Here is a 14458-nt window from a genome sequence, read left to right as displayed (position 1 = left end):
GGCCTATTCTCCTTGTTTCAGCTGGCGCACACGTGCGGCAAGTCGGTCGAGACCGAGGCGCAGTTGGTGCAGTTCTTGGCCGAATGCATCGGCTTCAGCGCGGGTAACGAGCAGGGCTTTTTCGCGAATCAGATAGCGTTCAGTGGCGTGTTGCAAGCTAGCCGCGCTGGCACGAGCCTGAGCGCCGATGGCGCGCCCAAGACTGCCTAACTGATGGGCTGCCAAGTCACCGAACAAATCTTCCAACCAAGCATCGGTGTCGATATCAAGATGGCTCAGCAGGCTTTGCAGTTGCATAAAGCTGCTGGTGTTGCCTTCCACACGGATCGGAAGGCTAGCGAGGGCAGCGGTTTTGTCTTCAGCGCGCAGCAGGGTCACGAAGTCTTTGCTGCGACCACGTATGTCGGCGTCTGGCACAGCATCATCCGGTTGGTCGACACGTAAACGATCATCGTCGGTGAGCAAGTCGAGGTCGATACCTAAGTCAACGATGTGCAGCCGCCAGCAGGCCGGGCCAATACTGCGGATACGGGCACGCGCGGCGGGCGCGTAGTCGAGCGCTTTGTGTAGCGTGCTGTTGACCACGGGTAGCAGGGCTGACACCGCTGGCGTCATGCTTTATTGCCTACGTGCAGAGCAACGATGCCACCGGTCATATTGTGGTATTTCACGGTGGTGAACCCGGCGTTCAGCATCATGCCCTTTAAAGTATCTTGATCCGGGTGCATGCGAATCGACTCTGCCAGATACTGATAGCTGTCGGCATCATTAGCAACGAGCTTACCCATCAATGGCAAGGCACGAAAGGAATAGAGATCATAGGCTTTGGACAGCAAAGTCGATTGAGGTTTCGAAAACTCTAACACCAGCAGTTTGCCACCCGGCTTCAGGATGCGATGCATCGAGGCCAGCGCGGCGTCTTTGTCGGTGACGTTGCGCAGACCAAAGGCGATGGTGATGGCGTCGAAATAGTTGTCAGGAAATGGCAGGCATTCAGCGTTGGCCTGCACGTATTTCACCCGATGCCCCAGGCCTCGGTCGGTCAGCTTGTCACGGCCCACACGCAACATGGATTCGTTAATGTCGGCCAGCACCACTTCACCTTCAGGCCCCACACGCTGGGCGAACTTTCCGGCGAGATCACCCGTGCCGCCTGCGATGTCGAGTACTTTTGAACCGGTGCGCACGCCACTGAGTTCGATGGTGAACATCTTCCATACCCGGTGGATGCCGAACGACATGAGATCGTTCATGACGTCATAACGCGCCGCCACGGAGTGAAACACCTCCGCTACTTTTTTCACTTTCTCGTCTTTATTGACCGTTTGAAAGCCAAAGTGGGTAGTGTCGTGGTCGGCCATGGCGTGAGTTCCGCATGCGAATAAAAAAGAATCCGCATTGTACCTGCCGGTAGGGTGATGCCTCAAGGGACTATTAATGCGGTTACATGCCGAAAGTATGAAGGTCAGGCGAACTTTTTCTTCATAGCCATTAGCAACCATAGTTCTTATCGGAAAAGGGTGTCCTATTACTCTTCACGATGTGAGCGGTACCATTGAATACGCACGCTGATACCATCGACAAGAGCTTCGGGTGTTAACCTTGACTTAAGCAAGACGGCTTCAACGTTTTCCCTATCTTGGGCAGACAAATCCGCTCCGGACAGGATCACGACCTTGGCATCAGGTTGAGCGATTCGAATATCCGGTAACAGGTCCCAGCCCGAACCGTCGGGGAGTCCGATGTCCAACAAGATGACATCAAAGTGTTGGTCCTGTACTTGGTGCCGAGCCTCATCTAGCGTCGGCGCGAGTTGTATGTCAAATTGATCTCCCGCCATGGCACAAATTACACTGTGTAAATCTTTATCATCTTCGACATGGAGTACGCGAAGGTGTTGGGCTCTAGCCGCTTCAAGTTGTCGCTGGATTACTTCAATCAGGTGTTTTTGATCGATCGGCTTTGTTAGCCAGTCAAGGTGCGACACATCGCCACCGATGGCCAGTTTGCCTTGCTCGACTTTTGCAGAAACAACCACTATTGGGAGATCTCTGGTGGCTGTTTGCCTACGCAGTGTCCCTATAATGTCTAACCCGCTGATGTCAGGCAGCATCAAGTCTAAACTCACTAAGTCATAGCGGGTCTCATCCAGCATGCGCAGGGCGTCGTTGCCACTATAGGCAGTGTCGCAATCGTATCCCGCCTCGTTCAGCATGATCATTAATAAATGAGCGACATCAGGGTCATCTTCAACGACCAAAATACGTGCTCTTGTAGCTTGGTTGTCGGCGAGGCCGGGTAATGAATCGCCGCGGTGCAGTGGTTTGGCCAGTGGTAACTCAAAAAAGAACCGAGCGCCACCTCCCTCTTTGGAATCGAAACCTACGCGCCCGCCCATGTGTTCGATCAATTCGCGTGTAATGGCGAGGCCGAGGCCGGTGCCATCTTTGGCACGAGTGTCGGACGCATCAGCCTGGGCGAAGCGCTGAAAGATTTTATTTCTAAAATTCATCGGAATGCCCGGCCCGTGGTCTTTGATGCTCACCACAACGCCATTGTCTGTCGATTCCAAAAACACATTCACTGCGCTGTCATCAGGTGAGAACTTGATGGCGTTGGATAATAGGTTGGCCAGCACTTGCAGCAGGCGCTGTCCGTCAACTTGCACGTGAGGATCGAGGTCTGTGTCGGAGAAATTGATGGTGATGCCACGCGGGGCGCCATAGGCTTCATTGGACTCAATCGCTTGGAGAATCAATGGCGTAAGCGGCTGAGGTTGCATGTCAAAGTGCAGCTTCCCTGAAGCAATCTTCTCGATGTCTAAAAGGTCATTGATCAGATGCCCCAGTCGTTTACTGTTGCGATGTGCGGTGCTCAATAGGTGATTCACTTTGTCGGGTACTTCCCCCAGTCCGCCGCCCACAATAAGGCCTAGTGCGCCAGAAATAGAGGTTAATGGTGTGCGCAGTTCATGGCTTACTGTTGAAATGAACTCGCTTTTCATTTGGTCCATGCGCTTACGTGCGGTAATGTCTTGTGCAATTCCGAGGTAGCCTTTAACGGTGCCTGCTTCGTCGCGGACCACTGTTACGGTTAACGAAACTGTAATATGTCGGCCAGACTTGTGGACATAAGTCCACTCTCGGTTTTCCAAGCCTTCACGTTCCGCCTTTGCGACAAAGACTTGAAACCCTTGTATGGGCGCACCGAGTTCGTCGCTCAGTTCTTGTGCGCGGGCAATGACTTCACTTTCGAGATGCAATAGAGCGGGCGTTTTTTTCTGTACCAGCTCATCTTTTGAATACCCCAGCAGGTTTTCGGAGCCTTTGTTGAATACGGTGATGATGCCTGTGGAATCGGTGGCTATGATGGAAAGCTCTGTAGCGGCCTCGAGTACACTGGTCAGAAAACCTTCTGTTTCCCGAACAGCAGCGTCTGCTGAATTCCTTTCTTGCGCTAAACGATTCATCGCGCGTGCGAGGGATGCTATTTCAGGGCCACCCTGTTCGTCAAAATCGCTATCAAGGCGGGCATCCTTAGCCATGTTATTTAGGCGATCTGTCATGCGAGTGAGCGGTAGTGTAAGACTACTTGCTGCCCAAATGGCGGCTAAGGCTACCGATAGGAGTGCGGCAAGACTGATGTATAAGAATCGACGGTACGTTGCTTTGGCAGGAGCAATGGCCATTTCATAGGGAATAGCACGCAACACAATCCAGCCCAAATCGGGTAGCGCTTGCGTGGCTACAATATATCGGCGCTGTTCATGCTCTATCAGTGAGCCTGAAGGTCTCAATTCTGCAGCTGCATCCACTAAGGCATCTGTACCTTGGGCGGGTAGCTTTTGGGGTTCAGTAAAACGTTCTTGCACAGAAACAAATAGCCGATTATGCGGATCAATGACTATTGTCGTAACATAGGGATCATTATCCAGGTCGGGAATTGAGGGCATCAGTGGTGTGTTCGATAAGTCCAGTGTGCCACCAATGTAACCAATAATATTGCCTTCATAAGAGATTATGGGGTGCAAAAAAGACAGCAAGGGCAGTCCAGTCACACGACCTAATATAGGTTCAGAAATGACCGGTTTTTTACTTCCCTCTGCACGTTGGAAGTGCATTCTGTCGGCATAATTTGTCCCCAGTCGATTAGGTACAAAATCACGTTCCGCAATGGCAGTGGCGGATCCATCGAATACGAGTAACCCATCGGGGAACTGATCGCTAGCGACAGACGGTCGTTGCAGTCGCTCTTGTAGTATCGTCGGAGGCAAAAGCGCGCCATTGTCATCGAGGACTCGTGCAGTAAAGGCCTCAAGGCTGAGTAAGCGCTGTTGTTGCGTTAATCCTAATTCGGCCACCAAGCGTTCAATCTTCGCTTGTTCTCGTTCAGACACCAAGGCTTCGTAGTCTGAAACCATCAACTGGTAAACCGTCAACAGCATGCTGGTGGCCAGAATCGCGGCAGTGATAGTGATGAGAATAATAACCCGGACTTTAAGCGAAAGCTGGTTCATTGGTTGTTCTCAGTTGGGAGTACGATATAAAATTCACTGCCGCCACCTTTAGCGTCGCGATAATTAACGAATCCCCCCATTTGATGGGCGATTTCCTGAGTAATTGCCAAGCCCAGCCCTGTGCCCGGTAGTTTACGTGAATCAGAGCTATCGGCTTGGGAAAACCGCTTAAAAAGCTGGTGGCGAAACTCCACCGGAACGCCAGGTCCATGGTCTCGCACGGCTATCTCTGTTTGCATGCCAATGGCTCTCACTGCTATTTCAATATGTCCTTGCTCTGGAGAGTATTTAGCAGCATTCGACAGTAAGTTTGTTAGAGCTTGGATGAATCTTGGTCCGTCTACATTGATGTTCATGGCGGGCCATTGTTGAGGTGTTGAAATACTAACCCGATGTTGTTCGAAGTAGTTCTGCATTGAATCTATCGATTCATCCAGTAAATCGCCCAGCGGTTGAATAGTGAGGTTCATAGGCATTTTGCCAGCGACCAGTTTTTCCATGTCTAATAGGTCGTTGATTAAAGCGTTCAGGCGCTGTGCATTGCGCTCGGCCGTGGTCAAAAGAGCAGTGGCCTTTGGGGGAAGTTTACCCATTGCTCCCCCGGCGAGTAGTCCCAGTGATCCCTTAATGGATGTGAGTGGTGTGCGGAGCTCATGGCTGACCGTGGCAATAAATTGATCCTTCATTTGGTCGAGCTTTCGGCGTTCAGAGATGTCCTCGATGAGAGACCAGATGACTCGACGGCCATCGGTTTCTTCGCTGAGGATCCCTTGCAGCCTGACGGGGTAGCGAATCCCATCTTTTCGAATATATTCTTTCTCGAACGGGCCGTAGCGCCCAGTGGTTTGCAGACTTTGTAACGCGTCTTCTTCTTGCGGTTGATATTCCTGAGGCGTCAGATCCCAATAACTCAGTGCTATGAACTCCTCTTTCGAATACCCGGTTGGCTTTAGAAGGGCTGGGTTACCATCCAGAAATGCACCGGTTTCATAGTCGTTCAGCGCTATACCTATAGGGGAAAGCTCGAAAAGGCCGCGCAACCGGGCCTCATTGCGTTTTAAGCCGCGCCGCGCTTGTTCATGTTCATGGATGTCTTGCAAATAGCCGTGCCAGAGAATGCTGCCATCGATAAGCCGCTCCGGCCGGGCGTTTCCCGAAATCCAGCGAAAATGGCCTTGGCGATCGCTTACGCGGTAAGTGGCATTCCAGTATTCTAAAGAACTGGCCGATTGCTCAATGGAAGCACTGACAGTGTCGAGATCGTCAGGATGAATACGTGCGAAGGCAGGGCTGGCATCCAGTGCTGCTTGACTCGGTGTTAAGCCATAAAGCACTTCTATCTGTGGCGAGCTAAAAGGAAAGGTCATTTTGCCGTCGGGAAAGCGACGAAACTGGTAGGTGACACCCGGTAGTTGTGCCATAAGTTTCTTCACACGCTCATTACTCAAGCTCGAGCCAAGTGTGGTTGAAAGCCAGCGACCGAGCAAGCGTATTAGGGCCTGTTCACCGTCATCAAACGGCTGTAAACGTGCGGTAGTCGATGAAAAGTTTAAGCTTCCAAAGCGCCGGCCCTCAACCTCCAGAATTACGCTGGCATAGGCTTCTACAGGATTTTTCTGATAGCAAGTGTGTGAATGTAGCCCTTCGTGCTGCATGTTACTGATGAACAGCTCCGATATTTGGGAGTCAGTGTGCTCCGAAAACAAAAGCTGGCACCATGTATCCTGCAATGCAAACTGCTGTCCCGGTTCAAGGGCTCTATCAGGGCCGCCATCTATCCAAGCTGCCGTGTAAGTATTCCCTTCAATTTGGCTGACTATCGCTACATCCATTTGCAGGTATTCCCGCGCTAGGTGCAATGCATTGTTGACCTTGCTATCTAGCGTGTCGAATGAAGCAAAAGCAATGCTGTTCAATAGCTGTAAGGCATCTCGATTGGAGATGAATTGCAGTTCCATGAGCTCAGCCTGTTCATGGTTGGCCTCATCGACATGAATTAATGCTTCAACCGTGGCGGCAAAATCAACCAGCGTGGAAACCTCTGCCTCGGTCAAGTCCCGGGGCTGGTTGTCGATCAGGCAAAGGGTGCCAATACGATGACCGCTCTTGGTGCTGATGGGGGCTCCGGCATAGAAGCGGATGTTGGGCATACCGGTGACCAGGGGATTATCCTTAAAGCGCGGGTCTTGCAGTGCATCACTGACGATCAAGGGTGTTTCATTCAATATCGCGTGCCCGCAGAATGAAATCTCCCGGGGTGTTTCTTCAGCGTCTAGCCCGTGGCGTGACTTAAACCATTGCCGGTCTCGATCAATTAATGACACCAGTGTGATAGGCACGGAGAACACTGCACTGACCATGCGCGTGATGCGGTCGAAACGGGGATCAGCACCGCTGGCAATTAGGCCAGTATTATCCAGCGCACATTGGCGCTCGGCTTCATCGTTTGGTGTACCTGGTATCTTCATCACATCGACCTCAATCTGTACGCGCCTTATTCTTGGGCTAGGCTGACTTGATTTCGTCCATTGTGTTTAGCTGTGTACAGAGCTTTGTCTGCGCGCTCTAAAAGTACTTGTGGTGGGTCGCTCGGGAAAGTCTCGTTGTCAACAATGCCCGCTGAAAGCGTGCAGGAAAACTCGGCACCATTGGCAGTGAACTGAATACTGGCGAATGCTTCACGTAATTCTTCAACCATCCGCAAGGCATCACTGGATACGCAGTCCACGAGGACAAGCGTGAACTCTTCTCCGCCATAGCGTCCCAATTTATCTACCCGGCGAAAGCGTTGCCGAAGCAATGTGCCAACGGCGGCAATAACAACATCGCCTACTGCGTGGCCATAGGTATCATTGACCCGCTTGAAATGATCAATGTCCAGCATGACGACGCTGAAGTAGGTGTTCGGGTGGCGTTGAACATGCTCCCAGTGGGTCTGAAGGGCGTCTTTTATGCTGGCGTGCTTCAATAGTCCGGTGAGGCCGTCTTGATTTCGAGAGGCCTCTAATTGGCGAGACCTTTGTACGCGTGTTCGACACACGCCAACGAGAAGTGCGTCATCGACCGGCTTTTCTATCAAGGTACAATTGCTGGATAGGATCGCCTGTTGGCGTAACGTTGAATTCGTTTCTGCCGCAAGATAAATAACGGGCGTGTTTGCCCAACGTTCCATTTGTCCCAGGAGTGCGCTCAGTTCAGTACCTGTAATATCACCAAGGTTTAGATTCATCACTATCAGTTCTGGATTGAAACTGCTGACTGCACTGAGTATTTCTGCGGGTTTGTTTAAGACAAAAACATGCATGCCAACTTGCTCTAGTGCCTTGCGAGAGGCGACAGCGGAAGCCGAATCGCTGTCCACGATCATGACGCGTTCTGCTTCAGCGTCTTTTGTGGCGAGCAGTTGTACGATTTGCGTGGTCAGTTCTATGATATTTAAAGGTTTAACGAAATATCCACTACCACGGCTGCGCAATGCGTTCAGTCTGGCCTGAAAGCTTTCTTCTGCTCCAGTAAAAAATACAGGGCATTTAAAGTACGCCAAGCGCTGCTGCCAAAATGCAGCGGCGTTCGTTTTGATCTCTTGCGATTCGCTGGCCCGGTGATCAACCAATAGCAAGTCGGGTGGTTCCCCATTGAGCTGGCCTAGTTCATCAGCATCATGAATGCATGTCACATGAAAACCGAAACTTTCAAGTTGTTGTGCCGTGTACTCTGCCAAAATTGAGTCACGCTCTACCAGCACAATGTGCGGCTCATCGGCGAGCTGCTTCTTGCGTTTAATCGATACACTAGGAGTCACGGTGCGATTGTCATCGTCTTTGAGGGCAGAGTGTAAATGAGTAAGCCAATCAGAGGTGTCTGGGGGTGGAATGTTTTCCTCGGTGGGGTCTGAGTGCAACTCGGATATACACTGTTCGTATTGACGGGCAAGACGCCCAAGCTGGTCATAACCAAAGGTACCCGCAGAGCCTGCGAGCTTGTGCAGGTGCGACTGTAATTCCAGCAAGTTGCTGTTAGGATTTGCTCTGTGCTGCGCTACGAGTTTATCCAGTTCGTTGAGTTCGGAATCTAAGCGCTTGCGATAAGCCACGCGAAGCGCTTCTAGACGATCCGCAAAATCATAAGGGGATCGCGAATCAGTCATGATGTGCTTGCCAAATAGCTCGTACCTCATCCGCCAGCGTCATCGGGTCAAACGGTTTCGCGATGACATTCAATACCCCCATCTCATGATACCTTTTTAGCTCATCTGGATGCACTTTGGCTGTCATGAATGCTATGGGGATTGAAGTGTCGACAGACCCTTGTTGAATGAGTGCCTTCAGCGTTTCAGGACCGTTTAGTCCTGGCATCATGACATCGAGCAACACCAGCTGGGGAGCAAATTCGTCAATCTCTCGCAACGCTTTTTCACCAGATTCACAGACCTTGACGGTTAAACCGCCGACATCTTGCAATGCTAGAGTAGCGATTTCCCGAATATCTGTATCGTCTTCGACGTAGAGCACGCGTTGCAGATGATCCATTTGCCGTTCTCATTTGGATTGTCGACAGTGAGTACCTCGCTCAGTATGCGAGATCTTTGAGTAGTTAAGATAAAGCTAACAATAGTTTAGAGAGGGAGAAAGTTGCAAGGAATCTGTGTGAACAAAATTACTATACGACAGTACATGGTTTGGTACTGTCGGTGTTCTATCGATCGTTCTGCTCAAGTTCAGCTTGGTAGCGTGCCCATAAGATTTCTTGCTCGCGCACAAACCGGTGTAGCAGCGCCCATGAATAGAGGCCACTGTCGTGGCCATCGTCGAACACAATTTTCAGCGCGTAGTTACCCACGGCTTCAATGTGCGTGATGCGCACATTTTGCTTACCCACTTGCAAGATGGGTTTGCCGTGGCCCTGTACTTCCGCTGACGGGGAATGCACGCGCAGGAATTCCGCTGGTAAAACACCCTGTACACCATCCGCAAAAGCTACCTCAAGGGTAGCGGACTGCTTATGGAGCTGAATGGCGGTGGGGGCCGGGTTACTCATTACAGAATAAACCGGCTGAGGTCTTCGTTTTCGACCAAGCCACTGAGTTGCGCGCTGACGTACTCGGCGTTGATGTGCACCGATTCACCTCGGCCCGCCATATCGGTGGCGTCGAACGAGACGGTTTCCAGCAAGCGTTCTAATAATGTGTGCAGGCGACGGGCACCAATGTTTTCGGTGCGTTCATTCACTTGAAAGGCGATTTCGGCAATTTTGGCCACGCCATCTGCGGTGAACTCAATGTCCAGCCCCTCGGCCTTCATCAAGGCTTTGTACTGTTCGGTCAGGCAGAAGTCCGGGCCAGTCAGAATGCGTTCGAAATCTTCCACTTTCAGCGCTTGCAGTTCCACGCGAATGGGCAAGCGGCCTTGCAGTTCGGGAATCAGATCCGATGGCTTGGAGAAGTGGAAGGCACCGCTGGCGATGAACAGAATGTGATCGGTGCGCACCATGCCGTATTTGGTGCTCACGGTGCTGCCTTCGATCAATGGTAACAGGTCACGCTGCACGCCTTCACGGGATACATCGCCTCCGCCACGGTTTTCGTTCTTGGCGATCTTGTCGATTTCATCGATGAACACGATGCCGTTGTGCTCGACCTGATACAGCGCGTCGGCTTTGATGTCGTCTTCGTTCACCAGTTTGGCGGCTTCTTCGTCGATCAACTGCTTCATAGCGTCGCGAATCTTAACTTTTCGCGTGTGCTTCTTCTGCTGTGACAGGTTGCTGAACATGCTCTGCAACTGGCTGGTCATTTCCTCCATGCCCGGCGGGGCCATGATCTCCATGCCCATGCTCGGCTGTGCCAGTTCGATCTCGATTTCTTTATCGTCGAGCTCGCCTTGGCGCAGTTTTTTTCGGAACACCTGCCGAGCGGTTGAGTCTTTGCCGTCCGAGGTGGCGTCTTCGTTGCTCTGGCTGCTGCGCGCCGGTGGAATTAAAGCATCCAGGATACGGTCTTCGGCGGCGTCTTCAGCGCGATGCTGCACTTTTTTGGTGGCCTGTTCGCGGAACATTTTTATGCCCATTTCCACAAGATCGCGCACGATGGATTCAACGTCGCGGCCCACATAGCCCACTTCGGTGAATTTGGTCGCTTCTACTTTCACAAAGGGTGCGTTGGCAAGGCGCGCGAGGCGGCGGGCAATTTCGGTTTTGCCGACGCCGGTCGGGCCGATCATCAGAATGTTCTTCGGTGAGATCTCGTCGCGCATCTGGTCTTCAAGTTGCATGCGGCGCCAGCGATTACGTAAGGCAATGGCAACGGCGCGTTTAGCGTCGTCTTGGCCAATAATGTGTTTGTCGAGTTCAGATACGATCTCGCGTGGGGTCATCTGGGTCATCAGGCTTCTCCCTGCTCGATGCTTTCCAGCACCAGAGAATGATTGGTGAATACGCAAATATCGGCGGCGATGTTCAGTGCTTTTTCGGCAATGTCGCGCGCTTTGAGTTCGCTATTGTCAAACAGGGCACGGGCAGCGGCGAGGGCATAGTTGCCTCCGGAGCCAATGGCAATGATGCCGTGTTCAGGTTCAACTACGTCGCCGTTACCGGAAATGATCAGTGAGGTGTCGCGGTCGGCGACGATCAGCATGGCTTCGAGGCGGCGCAAGGCGCGGTCACTGCGCCATTCTTTGGCGAGTTCGACTGCGGCGCGGGTGAGGTGGCCAGAATGTTGTTGCAGATGGCCTTCGAATTTCTCAAACAGTGTAAAGGCATCGGCGGTACTGCCCGCAAAACCGGCAATCACTTTGTCATGGTAAAGGCGGCGTACTTTGCGCGCGTTACCCTTCATCACGGTGTTGCCCAGGCTGACTTGTCCGTCACCGCCTACAACCACTTGGCCGGCTTTACGTACTGAAACTATGGTGGTCATGACCACTCCCATTATTGGCCTACAATAGCCATCTTAATGGGACTGGTTCATGTGATTTCAAGCCTCGTTTACGGGTTAGGAACAGTGTGGTTTCGTACCAAGCCTTGCAGTCCCATACGCTCCAACGTGTTAGCAACACCTGCGGCTTCACGGCTGCCACTGACCGGTCCGATCATGACACGATGGAACACGCCGCGATCACCCAGGTCTGCTTGCGTGATATGAGCACTGGTGAGCCCTTCCAAAATCAATTGGGCGCGCAAGGCATCGGCATCCGTGCGGCGAGAGAAAGAGGCGACCTGCACCATATATTGCGCTAACGGGGCCGTTTCCGTACCAGGTGCTGTCGGCGTGCCGGGCGCAGGCCGTTCGCGAAGGACGAGGTCACTGTCGGGCACCAGTACATCGGTCTGTTGCAGCAACGTGTAAAATTCCAGTTGCTCTTGGCGACTAGGCGCCGGTGCGGGGGCTGGGCGCGTAGGCTCAGGGCGAGGTGCGGTGCTGGGGGTTGTGGAGGCCGTGCCGCTCGATAATGTCGGCAGTTCTAAGCGCAAAGGCTCGCCCGCTGGCTGTTGACTCAGCAGATAAAGAAAGCCGGCGAAACACAGGGCAACCGTGGTGGTGAATATCCAGACCCAACGTGGTACTTCAGAGCGCGGGGCGGCTCTGGGGGCGCGTTTTTTCTGGGCGTAATCTCGGGCCACTGAGTCTGATCTCCATAGGTTTAAAGCAGGTTTTGCTGCGAGGCATTATCCGGTTTTTGCCGACGTATTGTAAGGGCTCTGGTTTGAAAATCCGGTCGTCAGAAATCCTGTGGATCAACGTCTATACCCCAGCGAATGCCAGCAGGCACTCGTGTGGATGACAGGTGTCGGACAATTGTATGCAATAAACCACGCAGCGCTGGACGAGATGATGCACGCAATAACCAGAGCTGTCGGTATTGTCCCGCACGTTTACTCATTAAAGCCGGCATGGGGCCGATGCCTATCACCGATGTATCGAGGTGCAGCGCTTGTATCAAGTCGTCGAGAAACTGTGCCGCATTCTCTTCTTTTGGGTGGTCGGCCCGCACCGTGGCCAGAAAGCTGAACGGCGGCATGCCCGCGCGCTGCCGGTCGCGTAACAAGTGCTTGGCCATGGTGGCGTAGTCTTGGGAGAGGAATTGGTTCAGTAAAGGGTGGACGGGCAGGCGTGTTTGTACCAACACCTCGGCGCGCGCGCTGCGCCGCCCGGCACGCCCGGACACTTGTGTTAGCAGTTGTGCAGTGCGTTCAAACGCCCGAAAATCGGCACTGAACAGGCCACTGTCAGCGTCCAGAATAGCGGTCAGAGTCACGTTGGGGTAGTCGTGGCCTTTCGCCAGCATCTGTGTGCCAAGTAATATACCGGGCTTGCCGCTGTGAATCTCGCTGTTGAGCGCTGCCCAGTCATCACGGTTCTTAATGGTGTCGCGGTCAATGCGCCACAGTGCGGCGTTTGGCCAGTGCTCGCGCAGTTGTTCTTCCAGCCCAGCGGTGCCGACGCCCAGTGGTTCCAGCGTCGTGGAACCGCAGGACTCGCAGGGGTATGGCGGACGATGTGACCAGCCACAATGGTGACACAACAAGCGCGCGGGTTTCTGGTGATAGGTCACGTAGGCCGAACAATTGGGACATTGTTGAATGGTCCCGCAAGAAGTGCAGATCATGCTCGGTGCAATGCCGCGCCGGTTCAGGAATAGCATAACCTGCTGGCCTTGCTCAAGGTGCGCACTGATGCGCTCCGCCAACGGCGCACTCAAGCCTGCGACGGTGGCGTGACGGGTAATGTCGATGAGACTACGGGCCACTTCACCCTGTTCGGCGCGTCGGGCTAAGTCGTGCTGCACATAGCGACCGCGCGCAGCGTTGGCGAGACTTTCCAAACTGGGTGTGGCGCTGCCCAGCAGAATGGGGCAGTCTTGTTGATGGGCGCGCCAGATCGCTACGTCGCGCGCATGGTACCGTACGCCGTCCTGTTGCTTATAAGAGCTGTCGTGTTCTTCATCGACGATGATCAAACCTAAATCAGCAAAGGGCGCGAGCACGGCTGAGCGGGTGCCTAGTACTAAGGTGATCTCACCGTTGCGTAGCCCCTGCCAGACGCGCAAGCGTGCCAAGTCAGACATGCCACTGTGCAGTTGCGCGACATTGAAGCCCAAGCGGGCGCTGAAACGACTGACCATCTGTGGGGTTAAGCCAATTTCGGGCAAGAGAATTAAACACTGTTTGCCTTGCGCCAGTACCGCACGACACCACTCAATGTAGATTTCCGTTTTGCCGCTGCCGGTGGCACCCAGTAATAACTGGGGTGGTGCGCCGGCAGGTAACTGCACCAAGGTGTCAAGCAGGGTCTGCTGTGCCGGTGACAGGGTCAGGGTGCTGGCAGAAGGTGTTGGTGGCAGCGGTGTGGCAACGCTTTCCACGGTCAAAAGGCCATCACGTTCCAGCGAGCGAGCGGTAGAAAGAGTGACGCCTAGCGCTTTCAGTTCAGTAGTAGGCAGGCTACCTTGTTGTTGCAGAGTGCTGATCAGCGTCTGTCGTTTGGAGCCCTTGAGTTGGTCAATGCTCACCGCTCGGCCGTTGGCGGTTAATACCAGTTGTTGGCGCAGTTTCGGTGCAGGTAATTCATCGCCCGAACGGGCCAGCGCAGGGAGTAAGAGCTCGAAGCAATCGCCGATCGGCGCATGATAGTAGTCGCTGAGCCAATGGCCCAACTGCACCAGTGCAGGGGGCAGTAAAGGCTCGACATCGGGTATGGCTTCAATGGATTTTAGCGTAATGTCGGGAGGGCTTTCAGCGCCATCAAGAATCACACCAGTGCTGGCGCGATGCCCAAAGGGGACGCGTACGCGCATGCCAGGCTGTAAGTGGGCGGGCCCAAGGTAGCTGAAGCTTTGGTGTAGAGGCGTAAAAACCGCTACAGCGTAGGTGCTGTCTGGCTTATCCGCTTCCTGTCTTGTGCTTTGTGAGAAATCTGGTAACATTCACCGCCCCGAATTGTGGACT

At 53.2% G+C, this 14458-nt stretch carries 11 protein-coding genes; all 11 read right to left on the bottom strand.

All coding sequences use genetic code 11. The annotated features are described in order from the left end of the window. Nucleotides 1-3 precede the first annotated feature (3 nt). On the bottom strand, nt 4-615 hold the full coding sequence (locus tag NFC81_RS14565; RefSeq protein WP_304995201.1) for an SCP2 sterol-binding domain-containing protein: 612 nt from the start codon (nt 613-615) through the stop codon (nt 4-6). Next, nucleotides 612-1361: a bifunctional demethylmenaquinone methyltransferase/2-methoxy-6-polyprenyl-1,4-benzoquinol methylase UbiE gene (ubiE, locus tag NFC81_RS14560; RefSeq protein WP_304995200.1), complete on the bottom strand. Its 750-nt coding sequence runs from the start codon at nt 1359-1361 to the stop codon at nt 612-614. The genes NFC81_RS14565 and ubiE overlap by 4 nt, the downstream gene beginning before the upstream one ends. A 167-nt stretch (nt 1362-1528) precedes the next feature. Continuing rightward, nucleotides 1529-4516 carry a response regulator gene (locus NFC81_RS14555; protein ID WP_304995199.1) on the bottom strand — a complete coding sequence of 996 codons (2988 nt, stop codon included), beginning with the start codon at nt 4514-4516 and terminating at the stop codon, nt 1529-1531. Further along, nucleotides 4513-6984 carry an ATP-binding protein gene (locus NFC81_RS14550; RefSeq protein WP_304996991.1) on the bottom strand — a complete coding sequence of 824 codons (2472 nt, stop codon included), beginning with the start codon at nt 6982-6984 and terminating at the stop codon, nt 4513-4515. The genes NFC81_RS14555 and NFC81_RS14550 overlap by 4 nt, the downstream gene beginning before the upstream one ends. A 26-nt stretch (nt 6985-7010) precedes the next feature. After that, a complete protein-coding gene (locus NFC81_RS14545; RefSeq protein ID WP_304995198.1) occupies nt 7011-8663 on the bottom strand; it encodes a diguanylate cyclase in 1653 nt (550 codons plus the stop codon). After that, on the bottom strand, nt 8656-9045 hold the full coding sequence (locus tag NFC81_RS14540) for a response regulator (protein ID WP_304995197.1): 390 nt from the start codon (nt 9043-9045) through the stop codon (nt 8656-8658). The genes NFC81_RS14545 and NFC81_RS14540 overlap by 8 nt, the downstream gene beginning before the upstream one ends. A gap of 166 nt (nt 9046-9211) precedes the next feature. Next, nucleotides 9212-9553 carry a DUF971 domain-containing protein gene (locus NFC81_RS14535; RefSeq protein ID WP_304995196.1) on the bottom strand — a complete coding sequence of 114 codons (342 nt, stop codon included), beginning with the start codon at nt 9551-9553 and terminating at the stop codon, nt 9212-9214. Then, nucleotides 9553-10896, bottom strand: a complete 1344-nt coding sequence (hslU, locus tag NFC81_RS14530; protein ID WP_304995195.1) for an ATP-dependent protease ATPase subunit HslU — start codon at nt 10894-10896, stop codon at nt 9553-9555. Before hslU ends, NFC81_RS14535 begins: the two co-directional genes overlap by 1 nt. After that, a complete protein-coding gene (gene hslV / locus NFC81_RS14525; protein WP_304995194.1) occupies nt 10896-11429 on the bottom strand; it encodes an ATP-dependent protease subunit HslV in 534 nt (177 codons plus the stop codon). The genes hslU and hslV overlap by 1 nt, the downstream gene beginning before the upstream one ends. A 68-nt stretch (nt 11430-11497) precedes the next feature. Continuing rightward, nucleotides 11498-12133: an SPOR domain-containing protein gene (locus NFC81_RS14520; RefSeq protein ID WP_304995193.1), complete on the bottom strand. Its 636-nt coding sequence runs from the start codon at nt 12131-12133 to the stop codon at nt 11498-11500. Between the two features lie 98 nt (nt 12134-12231). Beyond that, nucleotides 12232-14436, bottom strand: coding sequence for a primosomal protein N' (locus NFC81_RS14515; protein ID WP_304995192.1), 2205 nt, complete (start codon nt 14434-14436; stop codon nt 12232-12234). Nucleotides 14437-14458: the final 22 nt, after the last annotated feature.

Origin of the sequence: Salinispirillum sp. LH 10-3-1 (assembly GCF_030643825.1) — a bacterium.
Classification (GTDB): Bacteria; Pseudomonadota; Gammaproteobacteria; order Pseudomonadales; family Natronospirillaceae; genus Salinispirillum.
The sequence above is the reverse complement of the archived record's forward strand: the minus strand, read 5'-3'. Positions and strand labels throughout refer to the sequence as shown.

Bases quoted from the DNA above. Each gene is read 5' to 3' on its own strand.
- ubiE (WP_304995200.1), bottom strand. From the start codon at position 1,361: ATGGCCGACCACGACACTACCCACTTTGGCTTTCAAACGGTCAATAAA.
- NFC81_RS14540 (WP_304995197.1), bottom strand. From the start codon at position 9,045: ATGGATCATCTGCAACGCGTGCTCTACGTCGAAGACGATACAGATATT.
- hslV (WP_304995194.1), bottom strand. From the start codon at position 11,429: ATGACCACCATAGTTTCAGTACGTAAAGCCGGCCAAGTGGTTGTAGGC.
- NFC81_RS14535 (WP_304995196.1), bottom strand. From the start codon at position 9,553: ATGAGTAACCCGGCCCCCACCGCCATTCAGCTCCATAAGCAGTCCGCT.
- NFC81_RS14555 (WP_304995199.1), bottom strand. From the start codon at position 4,516: ATGAACCAGCTTTCGCTTAAAGTCCGGGTTATTATTCTCATCACTATC.
- NFC81_RS14550 (WP_304996991.1), bottom strand. From the start codon at position 6,984: ATGAAGATACCAGGTACACCAAACGATGAAGCCGAGCGCCAATGTGCG.
- NFC81_RS14545 (WP_304995198.1), bottom strand. From the start codon at position 8,663: ATGACTGATTCGCGATCCCCTTATGATTTTGCGGATCGTCTAGAAGCG.
- NFC81_RS14565 (WP_304995201.1), bottom strand. From the start codon at position 615: ATGACGCCAGCGGTGTCAGCCCTGCTACCCGTGGTCAACAGCACGCTA.
- hslU (WP_304995195.1), bottom strand. From the start codon at position 10,896: ATGACCCAGATGACCCCACGCGAGATCGTATCTGAACTCGACAAACAC.
- NFC81_RS14515 (WP_304995192.1), bottom strand. From the start codon at position 14,436: ATGTTACCAGATTTCTCACAAAGCACAAGACAGGAAGCGGATAAGCCA.